General features: G+C 37.2%; 14 protein-coding genes. All 14 read right to left on the bottom strand.

Annotation, left to right across the window (positions count from 1 at the left end; translation table 11 throughout):
- Positions 1-5: 5 nt before the first annotated feature.
- Positions 6-1,940 (bottom strand): hypothetical protein, encoded by a 1,935-nt coding sequence (locus DXC04_RS05505; RefSeq protein ID WP_147366233.1) that lies wholly within the window; start codon positions 1,938-1,940, stop codon positions 6-8.
- A 519-nt stretch (positions 1,941-2,459) separates the two neighbouring features.
- On the bottom strand, positions 2,460-3,464 hold the full coding sequence (locus tag DXC04_RS05500; protein ID WP_158580447.1) for an acyltransferase family protein: 1,005 nt from the start codon (positions 3,462-3,464) through the stop codon (positions 2,460-2,462).
- Positions 3,465-3,530: 66 nt separating this feature from the next.
- On the bottom strand, positions 3,531-6,371 hold the full coding sequence (locus tag DXC04_RS05495; protein ID WP_243112111.1) for a CDP-glycerol glycerophosphotransferase family protein: 2,841 nt from the start codon (positions 6,369-6,371) through the stop codon (positions 3,531-3,533).
- Between the two features lie 130 nt (positions 6,372-6,501).
- The gene (locus tag DXC04_RS05490) at positions 6,502-8,526 is read right to left on the bottom strand and encodes a L,D-transpeptidase family protein (protein WP_243112110.1); all 2,025 of its coding nucleotides are present in this window, start codon (positions 8,524-8,526) and stop codon (positions 6,502-6,504) included.
- Between the two features lie 157 nt (positions 8,527-8,683).
- Positions 8,684-10,351: a CDP-glycerol glycerophosphotransferase family protein gene (locus DXC04_RS05485; protein ID WP_118660328.1), complete on the bottom strand. Its 1,668-nt coding sequence runs from the start codon at positions 10,349-10,351 to the stop codon at positions 8,684-8,686.
- Positions 10,344-12,392 carry a polysaccharide pyruvyl transferase family protein gene (locus tag DXC04_RS05480; protein WP_243112112.1) on the bottom strand — a complete coding sequence of 683 codons (2,049 nt, stop codon included), beginning with the start codon at positions 12,390-12,392 and terminating at the stop codon, positions 10,344-10,346. The genes DXC04_RS05485 and DXC04_RS05480 overlap by 8 nt, the downstream gene beginning before the upstream one ends.
- Before the next feature lie 76 nt (positions 12,393-12,468).
- Positions 12,469-13,290 carry an ABC transporter ATP-binding protein gene (locus DXC04_RS05475; RefSeq protein WP_118660324.1) on the bottom strand — a complete coding sequence of 274 codons (822 nt, stop codon included), beginning with the start codon at positions 13,288-13,290 and terminating at the stop codon, positions 12,469-12,471.
- Positions 13,291-13,311: 21 nt separating this feature from the next.
- Positions 13,312-14,118, bottom strand: a complete 807-nt coding sequence (locus DXC04_RS05470; RefSeq protein WP_021861634.1) for an ABC transporter permease — start codon at positions 14,116-14,118, stop codon at positions 13,312-13,314.
- Between the two features lie 109 nt (positions 14,119-14,227).
- A complete protein-coding gene (ispD, locus tag DXC04_RS05465) occupies positions 14,228-14,989 on the bottom strand; it encodes a 2-C-methyl-D-erythritol 4-phosphate cytidylyltransferase (protein WP_021861635.1) in 762 nt (253 codons plus the stop codon).
- Between the two features lie 49 nt (positions 14,990-15,038).
- Positions 15,039-16,082 carry an NAD-dependent epimerase/dehydratase family protein gene (locus tag DXC04_RS05460; RefSeq protein WP_118660322.1) on the bottom strand — a complete coding sequence of 348 codons (1,044 nt, stop codon included), beginning with the start codon at positions 16,080-16,082 and terminating at the stop codon, positions 15,039-15,041.
- A 14-nt stretch (positions 16,083-16,096) separates the two neighbouring features.
- On the bottom strand, positions 16,097-17,224 hold the full coding sequence (locus DXC04_RS05455) for a CDP-glycerol glycerophosphotransferase family protein (RefSeq protein WP_021861637.1): 1,128 nt from the start codon (positions 17,222-17,224) through the stop codon (positions 16,097-16,099).
- The gene (locus DXC04_RS05450; protein ID WP_021861638.1) at positions 17,208-18,608 is read right to left on the bottom strand and encodes a sugar transferase; all 1,401 of its coding nucleotides are present in this window, start codon (positions 18,606-18,608) and stop codon (positions 17,208-17,210) included. Before DXC04_RS05450 ends, DXC04_RS05455 begins: the two co-directional genes overlap by 17 nt.
- A gap of 154 nt (positions 18,609-18,762) precedes the next feature.
- The gene (locus tag DXC04_RS05445) at positions 18,763-20,973 is read right to left on the bottom strand and encodes an SH3 domain-containing protein (RefSeq protein ID WP_118660320.1); all 2,211 of its coding nucleotides are present in this window, start codon (positions 20,971-20,973) and stop codon (positions 18,763-18,765) included.
- The gene (locus DXC04_RS05440) at positions 20,970-22,397 is read right to left on the bottom strand and encodes an LCP family protein (protein WP_117538128.1); all 1,428 of its coding nucleotides are present in this window, start codon (positions 22,395-22,397) and stop codon (positions 20,970-20,972) included. The genes DXC04_RS05445 and DXC04_RS05440 overlap by 4 nt, the downstream gene beginning before the upstream one ends.
- Positions 22,398-22,399 lie beyond the last annotated feature (2 nt).

The following is a 22,399-nucleotide window of genomic DNA, read 5'->3' as shown; positions in this document are numbered from 1 at the left end:
TAACATTATCCGTTTTCTTTCACTTTATTCAGGCATGTTTCCGGGCAACACAAAAATACCATAGATGCAAGCACGCAAAAACATAAGCATATAACAAAAGCCGTTCTTCCAGAACACCATGCTTCCTGCTTTTCCAGATAAACACCCAGATACAGCTTTGACTTCATTTTATCGCCGGAAATTTTCATCACTCCTTTATAACTATGGAGCACACCTTCTTTCCGTTTCCAGATATTTAAATTTCCTGCGTACTCATTTTTCTTCCATATTGTTAATTTATATTTTCTTTTACCTTCTGGTGAAACTTTCGGAATTTTTAATACAACTTCCTGCTGCCTGGAAAGATTTTTTGCTGCAATTTCTCCACGATATAACAATTTTCCGGAAGTGTCCGTCAATTTCACATATATACTTGCATTATTCTCTTTGGCTTTTCCCTTTGCGCCAGCCATGAGAACGATTCTGTTATATGGTCTGTCCGCATAAAAAATCTGCTCCAGACGGAATCGTTTCTGATATCCTTTTATTTTTCTTACAGATCCTATATCTGCACAATGGACTTCCCATTCTTTATGTACCGTTACAGACTGACTGATTTCTGCATACATCATTACTGAAACACTCACGATAAATATAATTATTGTTGTTTTCTGCCAGAAGTTTTTGCCTCCCTCATTTATACAAATACATTTTTTCTTTTTTTCTTTCATCTGCTCTGCTAAATATTCCATTCCATAACTTCCAAGGAGCAAAAGAAACATAAGAAATGGCATTCCATAAGACGCTTTTATTTCCCATATACTGTAAAAACATACGCCACCTAAAAATGATAATGTATAAAACACCTGATTTACATCCTGATTTCTTTTTTTCAGCATCTTCCATAATACAAGCAGAACCATCCCTATATTCGCAATACGAAAAGCATAACAATATGTTCGGAATAAATCCGATTTACTTCCAAGAATCCAGTTGTAAATAACTGTATTTTTCCGGTTCTGTGAAACCTTTTCCAAAAGATCATTTCCATCAGCATAGCACCAGGAAATATCTAATTTTTTATTTATAAAATCAAACAGCTCCGATAGCGAATATGCTTCATAATTCTCTTTTAACCGCTTTAAATCAGCCTTCTGTTTCTCCTCTTTTGACGGAAACTGTATCGTATATTTATAATCTGCAATATCAAGTTCACCAGTTCCATGAGATGCCATCATCATCCAGTGTGTAATTGGAATATTCTGATCAGATACCTCCGAAAAATATCTGTGATTTATCTTTGAAATTCCACCTATTGTAATCGCTGAAACCACGATTACAATTCCAACACATTCTCCTACCTCTTTCCACTGACGTTTTCCTGCAATCAGCTCTACAATAAGGCATATTAAAAAAGCAATAGCCGGTATCACAACGGTCGGTCGTATATAATATCCAACTGCAAGACTTCCTGCAAATAAAGCTGCAGATATACCTCTGCCCTTTCTTCCCTTTTCATGCAACAGACGAATAGCAAAGTATACTGTAGCAGCAGTAAATGGTACTGAAAGTGCATTTGTATATGCCCACAGCGGCAATATATAATATAGTGGATTACCTGCACAAAGTGCCAAAATCTCTGCTCCACCACGAATTCCCTTCACATATACTCCTGTCAAATACAAGAACATTGTTCCAACAAGCATCCCTCCAATTGTTAATATATATAATGGAATATATATATCCTGAATTCCAAGCCACAACAAAATCCTGAAATATTTTGCTAATAAAATTGTTAAAAAATAATTATTAGCATAATATCCAAAATATTCCATTGCATGAGGCGCATCCGCAGACACTCGGTGTTTCCCAGTCTTCGCCAAATAAAGTGCAAGATCCTGTACATTATAAGCATCCGATGAAGCAAATGGCTGAATATTATACAGAATTATTCCATACACAAGTAACATCATGAATACAATTACCAGCGTAGCTATTATAATTGACTTTTTTGAAGCATTTTGAAAAAAACGGAACAATAAAACATAACTGCCTATAACCGTCAAAATTAATATTATTAAAAATGCTATCCTTACCGCTGGCTGTAAAACAGACATAAACACACTGTTATGAGCATGAAAAATCGTTCCACTCCCTATCATCAACAACACGCAAAATGTTATAATCGTAATTATTTTATAAACACTCATACAAAATATTTTTTTATAATTACTCATTCCACTTTTCCTTTCTCCTAAAACATCCATTGTAGCATTTTAACACAAACCCTCTATATATTTTTTGATTTTCAGAAAATATATAGAATAATATTTTCTGTTAGTATATTCTGACATATTTTTATTCTCATTTTGTGGTTATAACCTACAGAACCTGCCAATGGCAGCTTCCTCCGGATGCTATGACAAAAAAGACTTTTTGGACAATTAATTTTCGTCAAAAAGTCTTTCGTAATTCTCAAGCTAATTTTTTTGTAAACTCAGAAGTACTCTTTTCTCTATGAAAAGATCCAAATACTTCAAAGCAACTGCAAGAACAAATGAAATTAAAAGCATACTTCCTTCATATTTTAATCGATATGTAGGATAATCCAAAGTCTTAAATACTTTTCTGAATGCAACATGTATCAAATAAATCTCTATCGTATATTTACCAAACCAGTTTAATATTGCCAAAATACCATTTCTCAACTTTAAAATCACAGAAGATTTATTCTCTGTCCATTCAAAGAGCAACATTAGAATCTCGCAGATTGTCAAATTCATCAATGCAAGTAAATATACTCCCATTATCTTTTTGTTATATAGCTGCAATGGAATCATCATCCAACATAAAAGTATCAGCTGTAACCAGACGCTCCATATGGGTTTTCCCTTCTTTTCCCAGGCTAATTTTCCAATATATACACCGATTATAAATGCCGGAACTCTCTTTGTTGCAATACTAATATTCATATACAGATCTTTTGCATACAATTGCAGCAGCATTGTAACAATTGTAGCTGTCAGACACAATACAAGTACACGCATCTTTGCTTCTGTATGATCCCGGACTTTCTCAATCACATCGAATATATATGGAAAAATAAGGTAACAAAAACCACATAATAATATATACCAGAACCATTTATTTTCTCCAACAAAGAATGTAAGAAAAAATAGATCCGAAAACATCTTTACTAATCCATTATGTTCTTCAATCAAATCCAGCCATATCCATGCCGGTACCGCAACCAGAAAATATGGAATCAGTATTTTTACAAATCTCCTTTGATAAAACGATTTCAGCTCTGCCCTCTTCTTCCAGGAATAATAAAGTCCTAAACCTGATACCAGAAGAAATATATCTACTCCGGAACTTTTAACATAATTATAAAACCAGTAAACTATACCAGAATATCTGACGTTATATCCCTTGCAATCTTCTGTAAAATGGAAAAACACAATCAATAAAATCTGTATTCCCATAATTGCTCCCCTGTATTTCGAGAACATTTCATATGCAAAATAATGTTTTTTCATAATACACACCTGTTACTTTCGCATTTTGTCTATATCAATCTGTTTCTGACTCTTCATTATCTCTTTGTAAATTCTCTTACAGTTATTATGATCTTTATATACAAAGAAATCATCTGCGCGCTTTACATACTTTTCTTTCATAACACAATTGTTTTGCATATATTCACACAGCAGGTCCACAAGCTGTTCTGTCTTCGTGCAAATCTCACCGAATCCCATTGTATCGTAGAAGAAGATTCCATCTTCGTAATGTGGTGGCAGCTCTTCCGGATGGAAATAAACAATCGGCTTTCTCATGTAAGCGAAATCAAACTGAACTCCTGAATAATCCGTAACCATCAAACTAGATTCTGTCAATATCTTTTCATAGCTTAAATCTCCAACAGATGGAATTACTTCTACTTCTTCATTCGGTGTAAAATCATCTGCCTGTGAACTCAAAATCGGATGCAGTAAGAATTTAATCTTATATCCAGTCTTCTTTGCACAGTCAATCAATCGTTTATGATTGATCAGATTATTATACACCTGGTAATATGTAGAGTTTTTAAACTCCGGATTATATCCCCTCTGATCACCTTCACTCGTTGTTACCGGAAGCGCATTGTACATTCTCCAGGTTGGTGAAAGCAAAATCTGTTTCTGGTCATTACTGATCAATCCATCATATCGTCCGATTCCTGTTAATTTCAACACATCAAAATTCTGATATCCATATGCATGTTTGGAGAGATTTTCATATTCATATTTCGATGCCAGAAAATATCCTGTCGTATTATCAATAATCCTTCTCTGTGCCATTGCACACTTCTGCACAGATAATCCGTGCTGCAGACACATAGATGAAAAATTGCAAAGTCCTCTGAAATATTTGGACTTTTCTTTACGGAATCCATTAAACGGGAACAAATGTGAATTTGTGATCAATACAAGATCTGCATTTAAAAATGCAAGCTGATGCATCAGCGAATTTGTTGCCAATGGCTTATATCCGTCTTTTTTCAATTTTTTATAATCCGGCGTTTTCTTATCAATTACATAATATCTTGTAACACCATCTTCTAATTTTGCCGAATAGCGGTACAGATATTCGCAACTGTCTCCTCCTTTGTATAATTTGTCTAACATCAACCAGATTTTTTTCTTTTTAAAATATGGTCTTGTAATCCAATATAACCACCGGAGCGCCAATGCATGGCGGCTGTATTTAGAATTGATCTTCAGTAGATTCAACTGGAACTGTATCTCTCTTTTCAAAACATTTACAATATTTGCTTTTTTAAATACAATCGAATTTTCCGCATGATGGCATAAATATTTATTAAAATGCCAGTAGGAATATCTTGGTATTTTACTTAATTTCGCCCAGTGATCCGAAAATGTAATTCTCAACTGATATTTGTCATTTTTATCTTTTGCATAAAACCGTACTGCCTGATTTTTCTTATTTGGATTCAACGGCAATTCCAGATGATAAGTAATTCTTCTGTAAGCCGGAACTCCAAAATATTTTGTAAGGGAATAAGAATCTGTATCCTCTACCTTTATCATCTTTCCGTTAAATTCAGCATAAAAATCAATTCCCCCTTGCGCAAATATACTGATCAGAGAACCATCCAGCCAGACTTTTCCATCTACATAATTCATCATTCCGATTGAAAAATAATGACTGTTTACAGAAGAAATACGATTTCCATTAAAGTACATCACAAGATCCTTTTCCTCTGTCTCCGGATCAATCTCCTGTCGATACTCATATTTCACATTATCAATTCCATATTTGATTCGAAGGAACATACATAAAATCTGCGGGTTTTTTGATAAATATTTATGCAGATCCTGATTCGTAAGATAATAATCATCAACAAATCCGAAAATTTCTTTTACTACCTCTAAGTATTTATCAAACTTCTTTCCAAGAAGCTGTTTTTTATTACGATTGTCAAGATTACATAAGAATCGATTCAGGATATAATATACCGCATAATTTTGTATAAACAGGCTATCTTCCGAATCCCTTAATAATGGCAATAAATATTTTTCTGCGGATTCTTCATACCACTGTGAATAATGCGCAGGAATGTGATATAATACCTGATTTTCCTTCGGATCAAAATAATAATACTCTGCCCTGTCTGTTACCAGATATTTTTTTTCATTATTCAAAATGCGCAGCAACACATCCGTGTCATATTCAAACATGATTTCAGTATTAAAGGTATATGTTTTTAAACATGCTGTCCGTATTACCGCACCTGGCAAAGCAGTTTGCAGTGCCCAGTAATTCTTTGTAATATCTACTCCATAAGTTCCTTTAATTACTTTTTTACTTAAAATATGTTTTTTAGGCTTTTCAGAAACCAGCAGATTATCACAATACTGTACAGGGAGCAGAACAGATACTTCTCCCGGATTCATAATTTCGTTCTGTAATACTACACCTTTCGTCTTATGTTCTTCCTCATGTTCATCCTCTGATTCAATTTGTGACTCTGATTCCGCTTCCGGTTCTTCTATCTGCTGTTCTTTTTCATCTTCCATTACACTGGCTGCATGTTTCAGAAACCCTTCACCCAGCCAGTCTCCTTCTTTCATGAAAATTGTATACTGTGACTCACTTTCTCTCACACATTCATTATAAGCATCCGCAACGGTGGCTGTCTGTTTGAATGTAATCTGTTTTTTATATTTCTTAATCTCTTTTAATGATTTTATCTGTTCCAGATTACCGGTTCCAACAATTATAATTCTGTCATTCTCTAATATCTGATTTTCACAGCTTTGTACCGTTTTCTTTAATTTATCTGCATTTTCAAGAAATGTGATAATTATTTCATATCTTATTTCGTTCATAAAGCATCTCCTGTTATTTCTATAATTATTTCTCATTAGAAATGATTCTGCACATACTTTTGTATTATAATATAAATGGCTACAAACTTTCAATAGTCTGTAGCCATTTTCATATTCTTCTTTGATTCTTTTAGTGGCATCCACGAGCTTTACATTTGCTTCTTGCTGTCGGATCTGTCGGATCCCATGTATGCCATGATGCAAGTTTTGCTGCTTTCGGTTTTCCAAACGGACCAACCGAAGAGCTGTTATAAATAATTACCTTTGTTCTCAACCGGCAGTTATCATAAATCCATTTTGCATCTCCCGCTCTTAATCTTACACATCCATGCGAACAGGTTGTTCCCAGTTTATTATAAGCATTCACACTTAATGTAGAATTGCTTCTTGTACTGTAGAACACAGAATGGAATAATACACCGCCATGAATTCTTGTACACCACTGTCCATAGCATGGTCCCATCAATGTCTGCCAGCGATATTTTGCCGGTGTATAGAATGTACCTACCGGTGTTGCCGCACCGCCTGAACATACAAATGATTTTACCGGAATAATATAGCCGTTATCTCCGTCTTTTGCATAAACAGTAACAACATTCATCTTTTTATTAACTTTAATCACATAAGAGGACTGTTTTCCGATAATCTTGCTGACATCTTTTACAAGTTTTCCCTGCGCATCATAATATAATTTTAATCCGTTTATATATTTCCATCCTGCCGTTCCTTTACGGAAACGATTAGAATATCCGCCATATAATTTCTTGCCATTTACTGTACGATATGCACGAATCTTATAGTAATAATACTGTCCTTTTTTCAGGCCCGAATTAGTCCATTTTACAGTACGTCCACTTTTAATATTCTTTACAAGTGTATATTTCCCTGATTTTGACGTAGATCTGTAAATCTCATATCCACTCGCGCCATATACTTTTACCCACTTTAAATTAACCTTTGTCTGAAAGCACTCAGAACTTGCCTTAATCGTTGTTGTTCCCGGAAGTGCACGACCGGATTTTGCTTTTGATAAATCACCGTAACATTTTGTCTTTCCTGAAAGACGATATGCACGCACCTTATAGTAATAAGTAGTTCCACATGTTGTTGTCTTATCTGTATATGAGGTTGCATTTGCTATAACTTTTAATGCCTTGTAAGTTCCATTTACAGATGTACTTCTATATACTTTATAGCCATTTGCACCATTGACTTTACTCCACTTTACAGTAACTGCATTGTAAGATGTCGTAGATGCAGATGCAGTACGCTTTACTGAAGAAGTTCCTACTTTTACTTTCTGCTTCGAAACTGGTGAATACTCTCCAAATACTGCTTTATCTCCAACTATACGATATGCACGCACTTTATAATAATACGTCTGATTAAAAGTAACCTTCGTATCATTATAATTTACTGTTGCTCCGGATTTAACTGTTTTTATTGCTTTATATCCACTGTCTTTTGATGTACTGCGGTAGATTTTGTATCCGGAAGCTCCTGTAACCTTTCCCCACGAAAGACTAACCTTATTGTATACAGAACTTGTCTTGATATCAGAAGTTCCAACTACAATCGAAAATGTTGCTTTGGCAGTATCTGTATAATTACCGATTCCGGTTACGGTTATCTCCGCAGTTCCGACATTCTTATTATTCGCATAAGACACTTTATAATCGGTATTTTCTTTTAACACTTTACCACCAAGTTCTACTGTAACTGCAGGCTTCACGGCTGTTCCTGTGTATGTAGCTGACTTGTTTGCCACTGTAACCGCTGCATCTTTCAAAGATGCCGGAGAAATTGTAAATTCTTTTGTTAATTCTCCGGTAACGCCTTCATTTTCTTTTCCCTTTACAGTAACTTTGGCAGTTCCTGCATTCACATTATCAGAATATGCAGTCTCATATTTGTTCTCATCAAGAACTGTTTCTTCTTTTGATTCATCTGTTCTCACAACTTTAATCGCCGGTTTGACTTCTTTACCAGTATATGTGATACTGGCGGAATCAGTAATCTGAATCTCATATCCATCAGATTTGATATCCATCAGTGCGCTACTTTCGCCATCTGCGGCGTGTACCTGTGTAGACACTATGAAAGTGAACGCCATAACAAACGCTAAAATACGTTTTAATTGTTTTTTCATCTGCATCTTTTCTTCTCCTTTTTAATAATTTATGCACATTACTATGATTATACCATAATCTCATCTGTATTCCACACCAACTTTATGAATTATATATTAAGATACATTAGAAAATCAAAAATGACAAAGGATTTTTGGTTTCAGTCCTCTGTCATTTCTTTTTCTACTTTTTTAATAAGATAGCATCAATTGCCTTATCTGCCGCATGGCCGTCATATTCATCATAGTTATCTTTTACAAACTGATGTACCTTTTCAATCTCATAATCCTTATTTCGAAGTGCACGCATCATTTCTTCAAATGTATCACACACTTTTCCAGGTGCGCATTCCTTTACACTTCTGTGCACACCGCGTGACAATTCATAAACTTCTCTGTCCGGTGTGTAAAACAAAATCGGGCGCTCCATTAAAGAATATTCAAAATAGTTTGAAGAATAATCTGTGATCAGAATCTCCGTCACATAATACAGATCGTTAATATTCGGATAAGATGCAAAATCTATGATTCGGTTCTGATATTCCTGCGGAATCTGAATCGGATCATCTACAAACGGGTGCATCTTTACTAAAAATACATATTCTTCTCCACAAAAATCATAAATCTCTTTCAAATCCAGCCAGTCATAATTATAATTTGCTGTTTTCTGTCCGTCGCCACGATATGTCGGTGCAAACAGAATAATTTTCTTACTCTGCAGATTTGGATATTCTTTATAAAATTCATTTTTGAAATTCTGGATTTTATTTTCATCTAAAAATCCGTCCAGCCTCGGCATTCCAACCGGGAGAAAACGATTTTCCGGAAGTCCAAATACCTCTGCATATACCTCAACCAGTTTTGGAGCACCTACCAGTACATAATCATATTGCTTATGGCAGGAACCTGCCGGAAACGGCGTACCGCTCTTTCCAAAACGGCTGTATCCGACTGATTTGAAACCTACTCCAGCATGCCATACCTGAATCAACTTCGTTTTCTTACATAATTTCAAAAAACCGAATACCGGTACATAATCATCAACAAAAATATAATCCTGTTTTGCGATCTTGAATATCAGCCCTGCCCAGCTAAGTATGCTCATATGGGATCCAACAGCTCTTCTGAATGAATACGAAATATGAAATTGCTTATCCAGTCCTCTTGCATGCAGCCTTTCATCTATTGACTTCAGGTTGCCCCACAAATAATCTTTCGTTTCACTCATCAACAGAATATTTTTTCCACGCTTTGGAAAGATATGCGACCATACAACGTAAAAAGCCCGCATTAGAACAATCGCAGTATACATATTCAAACGCTTGAATTTTCCCTTTAAAGTCATCGCTTCCTGCACATAACGGCGGGTTTTCCAATGCTTATTCTGTATCATAAAATAAGAATTTATCAAAAACCAGAAATTCTTTTCGTCCTCCAAAGAGCTGAACGAAATATTATATGCATACTTTCCTTTTCCATAACGGAATATTCTCGAATAATCGTCTAAAAGATACCCCGTTTTATGAGACGTAACACATACATAATCACTATCTGCTGTATGCGCCACGATTCTCCATTTTCCATTATTGAGAAATGCATTGTCGTTCATCGCGGAAATATTCAAGAAAAAATAATAACATCCATTCTCTTTCTTTTCATAGGAAACCGGGATTTTTTCCAGAACCTCCGCACAGACACTCTCTGTGCCTTCCTTTTCTTCATGTATAATTTTTCCAATTCTTTCCAGACTGAATGTAGCATTATCCTTACAATTTGTCTGCACTTCAAGTGACAGGAAAATTCTTTCCCATTTTAAATTACAAATTTCAAAAAATACATCTGGCTTATTCATTTTCTTTTCCTTTCGCAGGATGAACCAGCTTCTTAACTTTATGCCAGCATTTTGCTGAAACAGACGGTTGCCAGATAGATTCAAATACAACAACACTTACATTTCCTGCCGGAATGTACGGAATCTTTGACTCTTCTTTAAATATATAACGTTCACCTGTTTCCGGCGTTCCTGGCTCAATTAATTTTAAAGAACCATCCGCCATGTACCAATACCATTTATCATTATCCTTTATACGCATCTTTCTACCTAAACATTTATAATGTGGGATAGAATAATGTTCATTAAGGAGTTCTGATGTACCATCATTAATGCCTGCTTCTGACATTCGATATTCAACAGAAAGATCATTTCTGGCAAATACTGTTCCTTTTGACTCATCGAACTGATATTGTAATTTTCGGGATTTCCTGCCTCCGTTATAAACAACATCAAAAGAATTCATTCCTTCTTCCCAGATTGCCTCTGCTACAATTCCCTTTATTCCATTAAGTGGGATAAACGGAATCCGTTCACCTTCTCTGAAAATTTTTAATGGACTATATTTTTCATTATTTTCACTATATTCCGTTCTTTCAACATACGTATGATCTTCTAAGTACCAATACCAGCGTTTTCCTATTCGGAAACGAATCCTCCATCCTGCAGGAACGTGATTATGATATCCGAATCCATTGAAAAGTAATTTAAACATTCCATCATTCTCTGCATATCTTTCAGGAGTAAATTCTGTACTTCCCGAAGAAAATCTCCTGGTTTCTCCCGGTACCGAAGCAAATGTACCAACTTTTACTTCATCTTTTACGCCGCTGTTATAATGAATTGGATATGTTTGTCTGCGCTTCCACCATCCATAATCTTTTTTTTGCTTTTCTTTATTCTCCATCGCATGAATTGCATTTAAAATAAATTCAGATGATTCTTTTCTCTTTTCAGCCATAATTTTTTTTACTTTTTCGTAATCTGTCTTAGGCAGTGGATTATTAATCAAATCACTTTCCCTTTCAAATTTACGTTCTAACATGTCAAACATTTCTAATACATGCGTAACTTTATCTCCCATACGAAAGCCAACGAAAAGTTCTTTCTCAAACAAAATACTAAAACAACAGCAATGGAATGAATTTGTAAACACGGCATCTGCATAGCGGATGTACCCCAGCCATTCTTCAATTCCCATGTCATAATTATAAATAACTTCTACATCAGTATACTGCTGAAGACGTCCGCCTTTAATTGGACGATCTGTAATTTCGACAATCTTTAAATTATGTGCTCTGGCATATTTTACAGCCTGTTCAATCGTAGCCTCTGCTTTTTCCTGTACATAATATAAGAACAAATAATGTTCTTCTTCCGGTTTTTTCATAAAATCATAATAAAATTCTTTTTCATGTAACAGTACTGGATCCAGCACTTCCGTAACATCCTGGCTTATATTCTTTCTTAAATATTCTGCCAGAAATTTTTCACGGACGGAAACAGCATCAATGTCGTCAATATAATGAAGAAATGTCTTTTCATCCTCTTCATTTTCACTATGATATACACCTCTGCTCGCCGCATAGGAGATTTTCCATTTATTTTCCAAAGAAGAACACGCCAAAAAGAAACCGCGATCAAAACCAAAACCCGGCTCTTTCTTCCAGATAACATCTGTACAGCAGATATAACAATCAAATCCCGGATCTTCCACTTCTAACAAATCTGCATCATAAATTTTATCTGTTTTAATATAATTGGTATCAATAAAATTCTGAAATTTATCATATCTTCTTTCACGTTCATTATATAGCGCCTGATATTCGTCCCTTAATTCAGTAAAACGCTGCCAATTATCCGGATCCAATTCTTTTTTTCCGTTTTTTTCCATATTATCGCATATTTTTTTATAATACTCATATGGATGTCTGAGATTAAAATCATTAAAATATACAGGTGTATAACTGATAATTGTATTATCAATTTTATTTTTTAACAAAAACTGCTGAAAAGCAAAATTATGCAAAGGGCAAGCAAAATTTAATCCCTTCGAGAACATATTAATCGAAATAATACCTATCTTCATTTCTTCCTACTCCTACACTCCATTTTCCATGTAAATAACACAGATAAAATTACCCAAAAAGTCTGTCAAATAATCCTGGCTTTCTGTCTTTTATAATACGTTCCTTAAACTTTTCATCTCGCTCTGCTTTTTTTTGTGCCTTTGTAAGTGTATTATAAGTTTCAATGTATTCAGCATAATGTTCACACACTGTGTCAATGTCACCATATTCTCTCATTTTTCCACCTTCCAACCACATTGCTGAATCACAAAATTCCTGCACTTGTGGAAGTGAATGTGAAATAAATACAATTGTCTTTCCATCTTCTTTTAATTCCTGCATACGATCCAGACATTTTTTAGCAAAAGATTTATCACCAACAGACAATGCTTCGTCTATAATCATAATCTCTGGATTCAGACAAAGGTTAATTGAAAATCCAAGTCTGGATTTCATACCACTGGAATATTTCTTGACAGGCTGGTATAAGAAATCTCCAATCTCCGCGAATTCAATTACTCCATCTACAATTTCCTGCACTCTTTTTTTTGATAAACCAAGCAAAGCACCTTTCAGTTCTATATTTTCCAGACCTGTAAGCTGCTTATTAAGTCCTGTATTAATGGCGACCAGTGCCTGTTCACCATTGACAATGATCTCTCCTTCATCCGGAGATGCAATTCCGGATAAAACAAGTGCCATTGTAGATTTTCCGGAACCGTTCGTTCCCAGTATACCGAGAACCTGTCCTTTTTTTACCTGAAAAGACAAGTCCTTCAATGCATAGAAGAACTGTGTCTTTTCATCCTTTTTTACTTCTTTATCTTTTCGTTTTAATTTATATATTTTTGATACATTTTTAAATTCAATTGCAATATCCTGCTGTCTCATCACTTATATTCTCCTCGTAAATTAGATCAGATCAATAAAACGTGTTTTAAATTTATACATCATATAGCTTCCAAAAAAGAAGAGTACTAAAGTAATTCCCCAGAACCATCCCATAGACCAACTATATGCCATAATACCTTTGTGGTAGAAAAAGCAGTCTCTGAATCCCTGTACTACATAATAAATTGGATTACACGTCATCAGTTTCATCAAACGTCCATGTCCTAATTTGTCAATATCCCATAAAATAGGGGTTAAATACAAAAGCAGACGCATGCATGCAAGAATCAGTTTTCTCGTGTCACGTGCAAGCATATTTAATACAGATGTCGTCAATGAAAGCGATACTGCAAATATAATCGCACACAGCAGATAATAAATCAACCCGATCCAGTGCCAGGTTGGATAATAACCATATAATGCAAATACTACAATCAGTATAATCATCAGGCAAAAATGATCAAACAATTTCTGTAAAACAACTGTCATCGGCAGAACACTGACCGGAAACTTCATCTTCGTAATTACATCTATCTTTTTAAAGACTGCATTACATCCGTCCGTAATACATGGGCTGATGAAAAACCATACAACCATTCCGCCAAGCATCCAGAGCAAATAAGGAATATGCCCTACGCTTTTTCTATTAAATACATAACCAAATACAAACCAATAAGTCATTACCTGAATCGCCGGATTGGCAAAATTCCAGAACCATCCAAGCTTACTGTCACGCATATCTGCCAGCAGCTCATATTTTGCGATAGAAAAAATACGATACATATTCTGCGTATTCTCTCTTATCACGTATCTAACACTTGTAAACACCGTTTTTCCTCCTAGATATTTAGACCCTATTTTCGTTTTCATGTCACTGTGCTTTTTACGCACACCTCACCTATTATAATCAAATAGGTATCGTTTGTCAAAACTTTCTTTATTTCTTTAATCCGGATGGAACTTCTCTGTTGGCAAATCCGAAAATCTGTTCGGATTCTCTGTATTGAATCATTGCGCGGAATGTATACAGATCTTCCGGCGTTGTAACTTTAATATTACCTCTTGGGCCGGCTACAAGTGAAACCTTCTTTCCAAGCATTTTCATCATACTGCATGTATCTACGACGCCTTCATATCCCGGGTTATTCATACGCATCTGTGCATGTGCTTCCAGCACATCACCCAGATAAAAACACTGTGGTGCCTGGGCTGTATAGAATTTGGAACGCGGTGGAACTTCATCTACTGTTTTTCCATCCTCGCTGATGACCGGTGTCTCAAATAACGGTGTACATGTAATCGCATTTCCGTGTTCTTTTACGCATGCCAGGTCATCATCAATGACTTCCTTTGAAATACATGGACGTACACCATCATGGATGAGTACAATTGAATCCGGTGTATTGTTCTCTCTTGCTGCCTGTAATGCATTGTAGATGGAATCCTGTCCGGTTGCGCCGCCCGGAACGATTTTTTTCACTTTGTCGATCATATGGCGCTGTACCATCTTCTGTAATTTGCGAATATACTCTTCTTTACATGCCACGTAAATCTCGTCAATGTCCGGATGCTCTTCAAAAATATCCAGTGTATGGATAATGATTGGTTTTCCGTTTACTTCGATAAACTGTTTCGGAAGTCCGGAACCCATTCTGGCTCCCACTCCACCTGCGAATACAATTGCAATATTTTTACTCATGTCTTTTCTCCTTATTTTACCTGTTGTTTTTCTTTTTGTTCTATATTAGCTATTCAACGTTTTCCAGTTCCAGATATTCCAGAGTTCTCTTGAATCCATCTTTTACAGAATACTTTGGGTTCCATCCAAGTTTTCTGAGCTTCTCACTGCTTAAGATTCCCAGTGTATATGGCGCAGTTCCCTTTGTTCCGCCCTCCGGAATATCAAATACAAGTTTCAGTCCTCTCTCCGGATAAATGCTTACAAGAATCTCTGCCAGATCACGGATGGAAACTTTTCCTGCTTCATTACCAATATTATATACAATATCTTCCGAATCTAACAGAATCCGGTACATACCTGCGATAGCATCCGCAATATAAGTATAAGTTCTGACTGCTGTTCCTTCACTCTTCAATACAATGTTTTCATTATGATATACATTTTTCAGAAAATCTGCCTGTACACGTCCATCATAAATAGACATTCCCGGTCCGTATGTGTGTGCCAGTCTGGCAATCTTTGTATTCAAGCCATACTCTTCATGGAAGCATACGCACATCGTCTCTGCTGCTTTCTTTCCTTCGGAATAGCAGGATCTTGGATTCAACTGGTCTACAAATCCGTAAGTATTCTCATAGAAGAATTCCTGTCCTTCATCCGGCTGTCCGTAGATCTCTCTGGATGAAATAAAGAGATATCCTTCTGCATTTTTCTCTTTTGCAAGTTCCAGTGTTTTAAATGTTCCGATTGTATTTGCGGCAATTGTCTCCACCGGCTGGTTCTGCATAATAAGCGGACTTGCCGGACTTGCTGCATGGATAATATAATCAATATCTCCGACATCCGGGATATCTTTTGTCACATCAGCTACTACAACATTCACATCTTCACGGTTTCTGATCTCTTCCGGAAGTTTATTTACATTTCTCATAACAGCATCCACTTTAATACCATAATGCTTCTCATCGTTGAGCATCAGGAGTACATATAACATATAAGAACCTACCATACCGCTTGCACCGGTAATCATTACGGTTTTATTTTTCAGTTTCTCCCATGAAAGATCTTCTGCAATAATTGTCTTTAAATCGTCTTCTAAAACTCTGTTCATCTTCGTTCCTCCGTTTATTTAATAAATCGAAATATAAAATCTGCAATGTCTTTTGTTGCATGTTCTGTTGGTGTTACATATTTATCTGCAAACTGCTTTAAGGCTTTCTTATCATAAGAGTCTTCTTCGATCGCACGCACGATCTCAGCTGCATCTTCGGATATCACACCCGGCAGTTCGTTTTCATAGTCAATCGCAAGTCCTCTGCCATTTTTATAAAAATCCATGTCGAAATCATAGAAATACAGCGGAATGCCGAGTACTGCTGCTTCGTATATAATACAGGAATAATCACTGACTACATAATCTGCTACGGACAGCATCTCAAAACTTGAAAATCCGTCAGCGCTCATGGTCTCATTCTGAAGCTTCATCTTCGACAGCGGATGTAATTTCACAACCAGATTATATCTGTCTGTATCGACTGCATGAATCAATTTTTCAAGTGCCGGACCAAATGCTGTCTCATCTTTCCGAAATGTCGGAATGTATAAAATCACCGGCTTTTCTTTCAGTTTCGGATATTTTGCATATATCTTCTCTTTTGTCTTTTCCTGATAAGACCTGCTGTTTAGCAGATCCAGTCTTGGAAGCGGCATAGTGACGATTTTTTCAATCTCACAGCGGAATCCTTTTGCCAGATGATCCTTGTACGCATCTGCACTCGCAAATACATAATCATAATTCTGATGCATCTTCATTGCTTCGGCTATCTCGCGTCTGCTGCCTTCTGCTGTATCCAGTGCTGTATAGCCGAACTTTTTCATTGTTCCCATGGAATGCCACATCTGGATAACCGTCAGCGAATTTTTATGTTTTAGCAGGCTGACCGGAATACAGTAAGTATCCAGCACCGCTACCTGTGCGGTTGCAAGATGGTACATCTGCGTCAGCATATGGAAACCATAACGAATCTTTCCGAAAAGGCTGGAATCCACGCCCCCATCCAGTGTTTTACACAGCAACACAACCTTAACACTTTTGTTTTGTTTTAAGAGTTCATGTTCCACCATACGGAATTCGTCCGATGGCTCATTACTCTGCCGGCTGAGCATGACAATTTTTTTCTGTGTCGGCAATAATTTCATACCATTATATAAAAGCTGCAGCCCTGCCGTACCTATTTTAATTATTTTTACCATGTTTTTTTTCTTTCCATTTTTCAAATTTATACGGACAGTGTTTGTTGTTCTTATCAAACGCCTCTGTACTGTCTGATTTCAGTAATACAATTGCCGTCTGGAAAATAAGCTGGATATCTTTCAGTATACTGAACTGTTCAATATACATCATATCCATGATCAGCTTATCTTTCGGTGTCGTATTATACTTGCCTCGGATCTGCGCATACCCGGTCAAACCGGCTTTCATGCGGAGACGGTACTCAAATTCCGGAAGTTCTTCGGTATATTCCTTTACATTTTTGATCATCTCTGGTCTCGGACCAACAAATGTCATATCACCTTTTAATACATTTAAAAGCTGTGGAAGTTCATCAATTCTTGTTCTGCGAAGAAACTTGCCCGGCTTCGTGATACGGTCATCATCCTTTGTAACGGAATGGTTATCATTATTCGGCTTCATGGTGCGAAGCTTATACACTTCAAAACGCTTGCCGTGAATGGTCGCTCTCTCCTGTTTAAAAAGAACCGGCCCTCCATCATTAAGTTTCACTGCAAGACTTCCAAGGATCCAGAACGGGGAAGATAAAATTCCTAGCACAAGCGACAGAACAATATCCATGCTCCGTTTTACAATTCTCTGCTCCATAGTAAGTGCTTTTACATTCTTATTCAGCAGATATACATCATTCAACACATATTGTTCCGCATTCAGTTCCATAATATCTTCGATCTCCGGATTGAAATAAAGATTCACATTGTACTGATAGCACCAGCGCATAATATCTGTACGCGCTTCTACCGGTACATCATATACGAATACAGTCTGCGCTTCTTTGATATACTTTCGCTTATCCGGATTGCGATAATCCACAACAGACGAAATCTGATATTGCTTTTTGAATTTTTGCATAGAAAATACAAGCTCGTCCAGCCTGCGCTGTGAAGATGTGATCACGCAACACTGTTCCGGCTTGTGGATCAGGAAAAACAACCAGTTTCCCGCATATGAAAAAAAGATAATGAGAACAAGCTGTACACAAAGAGCGAGTCCTAAAAGTCCCAGACTGTTCAGACGGAATTGCCATACGCTCGGTACATTGGTTCTCATGATCATTAACTGCAGATAAGTAACAATATCTGTGCAGATCACGGCAAGTGTCAGTGAATAGATGATCGGCTTACTCTTTCTGCGCCCCACATCATATTTCCCGTATACAGACAGGAACAGCAATCCAACAATCGCGAATGTTGATACAGTAATTCCAAGTGTACGGGACAATCTGGTCAGTCCGATACTCTCTCTTCCCATGATACGGACAAACGCCATCATTAAAGATATATAGAAAATAAATTTTATAAATAACCACAATGTTGTCTCAAATTTATGCAAATGTTTTTTCATTCAGCCACCTCAAAATACGCATATATTTAATATACCTGTAACATTATATACGAATATGTACGATATTTCAAGGTTTATCGGCACGACAAACGGCACCGCGCTCTCCCATGGGATTACACGATGCCGTTTCATTCCTTTTTTTATGTAAATATTTTTATGCTTTTTTCAAATACTTTGACGCAATGTAATAGTTTTTGCTATTCATTTTAAAGCGATACCACTTATATCCATCTGCCTTTTTGGAATAGCCGTTTTCTACGTTGAGCTTCTGTCCTTTTTTCAAAGTTCCCTTCGTCGCATACTTCGTTCCGGCTCCTGTCCGGTAATTGACACTTGTTGTTGTCACATATTTTGTATATGTTTTCTTTGCCGCTGTTACCTTTTTCAGGTATTTTGAAGCAACATAATATTTTTTACCGTTCATCTTAAAGCGATACCACGTATAACCGTCCGCCTTTTTGGAATAGCCGTTTTCTACATTGATCTTTTGTCCTTTTTTCAGTGTTCCTTTCGTCGCATACTTTGTTCCGGCTCCTGTCCGGTAGTTAACGTTTGTTGTTGCTTGGTATGTTGAATATGTTTTTGCCTGTGCAGGCTTTGGATCTGGTTTTGGCGTTGGTTTGTCATTCGAAGAACCGCTCTTTTTCGTCACTTCAATTCCAATAGCATCAACTGCTTTTCCGGAACTTGTCACTGCATAGATCATACATTTTCCGGCTTTCTTTCCTGTGACTTTACCACTGTCATTCACAGTTGCCACTGCCGGATTACTTGTCTCATAATAAATCTTTCCTGCTTTTGAAGATTTTGCGCTAAGCTGTTTTGTATTGCCTGCCACAATCTTCGTGTTCGTATTCATCTGCAGATAACGGCTGGATACATAACCTGTCTTTCCGGCATACGTTACTTTCATCCAGTACGGATTTGCCTCCTGCGTGGAAACCGCCAAACTCTTGTCCGTATATTTTCCGCCACTGACTGTCACTTTCTTTCCTTTCGGTATCGTGCCAAGTGAAGGCGTACTGGACGAAACGCCTTTGCGTAGCGTGACATTCGTTGTAACAGTTCCACTCTTCACAGATTTAGAAATCGTCACGGTCGCTCCCTGTGACGGCATATTTTTATAAACCGGAATGTAAAATACATAAGCATCATTGACAATATTCATATTGTTATATGTATTATAAGTAGAATTTGCTTCCGCTGCCGCTCCCGTCAGATTCTGCATATACTGATGGCTGTAATATGGTTTTACAATTGTATTAAAGCGTTCATAATAAATCGTATTCTGTCCGCGCTTGATGAATTTTTCTGCGATCCATTGCGCCCCTCCGGTAATGGAACTGACCGGAGACATCCACGGTCTTGTATAGGAAGTGTTCTTCCCGCTCGATCCGCCCTTTGCAAAAATAAGACCATTGGCAACCGCTGAACCGGTAGCTCCTCCCGGCACTGCACCTATATTATAGTAATTATAATATCCACGGTAAGATTTCCTGCCATAGGAATATTTGCCGGAAATACTTCCATTTGTCAGCTTAGCGCCTGTCTCCTGCCGGATCTTGGATGTCAGGAACAGTGGACTGACGCCCGCATTTGCACCGGCAGCAAGAATCGTCTCGCCATACGTCCGTTTCAAATTAAATGTTTTTCCTTTTTTGTCCAGATAACTGATCTTCTTTTTATAAAGATCTGTCCCTTTTAAAATATTTTCCACACCAGTCAATGTATGATATTTGGAATTATAATTCAACGCTTCAAACATGAAAATATATCGATCCGTCAGAAAATTCCTTGGATCTGCATAATAAGTAACTGCCGGTCTGCTTGCCGATACCCAGTTTGGTCCATCCTTTCCTATGTAGGCTCCTGTAGAAGCATTATAATCTGTACTCTTTTTACTGAGCAGAAGGCTTCCTGCTGTCTTCGGCAGAAGACTGTTATTCGTGCTGCTCTTTCCACCAGAAATACTTTCCTTAGCCACGACTTCATTCCAGTCCTGCCCTGTATTTTTCGCAATAAACATCCAGTTTGGATGTGCTTTATGAAGTGTGGCAAGCAGCTTCTGATAATCAGCAGGAAATTTCTTCAGTTCACTGCTGTAAGTTCCTGTCACCGCTCTTGCTTTGTTCTCCTTGAGCCAGCCTGTATACTCCTGTACCAGCTCTTTTGTCTCTTCATCCTGCTTCGCAGGCTCTTCCGTTTTTTCTGATGTTTCCGTCTTTGCCGAATCCGGGCTCTGCATTTCCGCAGTTTCCGCCGTTTCTGTATTTTCTGCGGGCTCTGCCGCACAGACCGGCAAAGTACACAGCATCACACCTGTTAATGTCATTGCAAACATCTGCCTTATTTTCTTATTTTTCATTGCAAAGCCCTCCTCATTTTCTTTTTAATTTTTGACACAGAACTTTCATATGGAACAGTTACATATAACGCTTTTCCTTTATAAGAATAGCAATACTGTTTTCCGCTGGAATCTCCTTCCGCCGCCACAGACTGAACATCCCAGCCTTTCATTGTGCCAAGCTGCATGCGGATCAGCGACTTGATCTGATTCTCAGACATATTCGTATCTGCGCTTCCTGCCACGCTGTTGATTATACTGTTTGCATGTAAGACGATCTCCGGAGACATCGCTTCATGAATCAGTGCAGTCAGAAGCGCCTGCTGGTTTTTCCCCCTCTGATTATCTCCCGCTGCCAGGGCATGTCGTTCTCTTACAAACGCCAGCGCCTGCTTTCCATTAAAATGATTCGTTCCTTTTTTTACATCCACTACTGTTCCGGATTCTTTTCCTGTTGTAAATGCCAGTTTGGATTCTACATCTACTCCTCCCATAATATCCACGATATTTTCTACCGAAGAAAAGTTTACACGTACAAAAAACGGAATCTCTATATCATATAGATTTTCCAAAGTTGCAATCGATGTGTCGATTCCATATACTCCTGCATGCGTAAGCTTGTCCTTTTGTGTTCCGGACACCCCCGGAATCGTCACATAATAATCCCTCGGTGTTGTCGTAAGAAGAATCTTATGTGTCTGTGGATTCACAGTTGCAATCAGATTCACATCACTACGGCTCTTTTTATTAATATTACCATAAACATCAATACCGCTGATATAAACGTTGAACGGCTTTTGTATTACATCAATTGATTTTTCTTCCGTGTATTTACCGCTTTCTTCACCAATTGCGATCGTATCCAGCGCCGAATTAACTTTTAATCCATAAAAGCAGAGAATACACATCAACGCCGCCGTCACAAGAGAAATCCATTTTCCGGTTGATTTCTTTTTCCATCTGCCATTCACTCTGCGTTTCCCGTAACGCACAGCCCGCATCTGCATAATCTTAACGATACATGCAAATATCAGCAATATCGCTGCAAATCCCACCATATATGGCACCGGTAAAATTCCAAGAATAATCATGGAACCAAAAGCTGCAATGGAAGCAAGAACCTGCAGAATCCACAACAAATGAGAAACTGCACCAATCTTTACCGGTCTCCAGTCATCCCGGCGTTTTTTACGTTTTCTTCTCTTCTGATTACCGGATCTTGCTGTATACGGATCTGCATCACGGTATCTCCGTCCTGTTGTATACGGATCCGTATCGCAATATCTCTGTTTTCCAGACCGTCTGCTATATTCATCATACAGATCCTGACTGTAGAAATCATCATACAGATCTTCACTGTATCCTTTCCTGCTTCTCTTGTATTTTCGTTCCTGATTTGGCAAATGATCTAATTCATTATACAATTCATCTATATCCTTAGCCATTA

The organism is Dorea sp. OM07-5 (assembly GCF_003481355.1).
Lineage (GTDB): Bacteria > Bacillota > Clostridia > Lachnospirales > Lachnospiraceae > Dorea_D > Dorea_D hominis.
The sequence above is the reverse complement of the archived record's forward strand: the minus strand, read 5'-3'. Positions and strand labels throughout refer to the sequence as shown.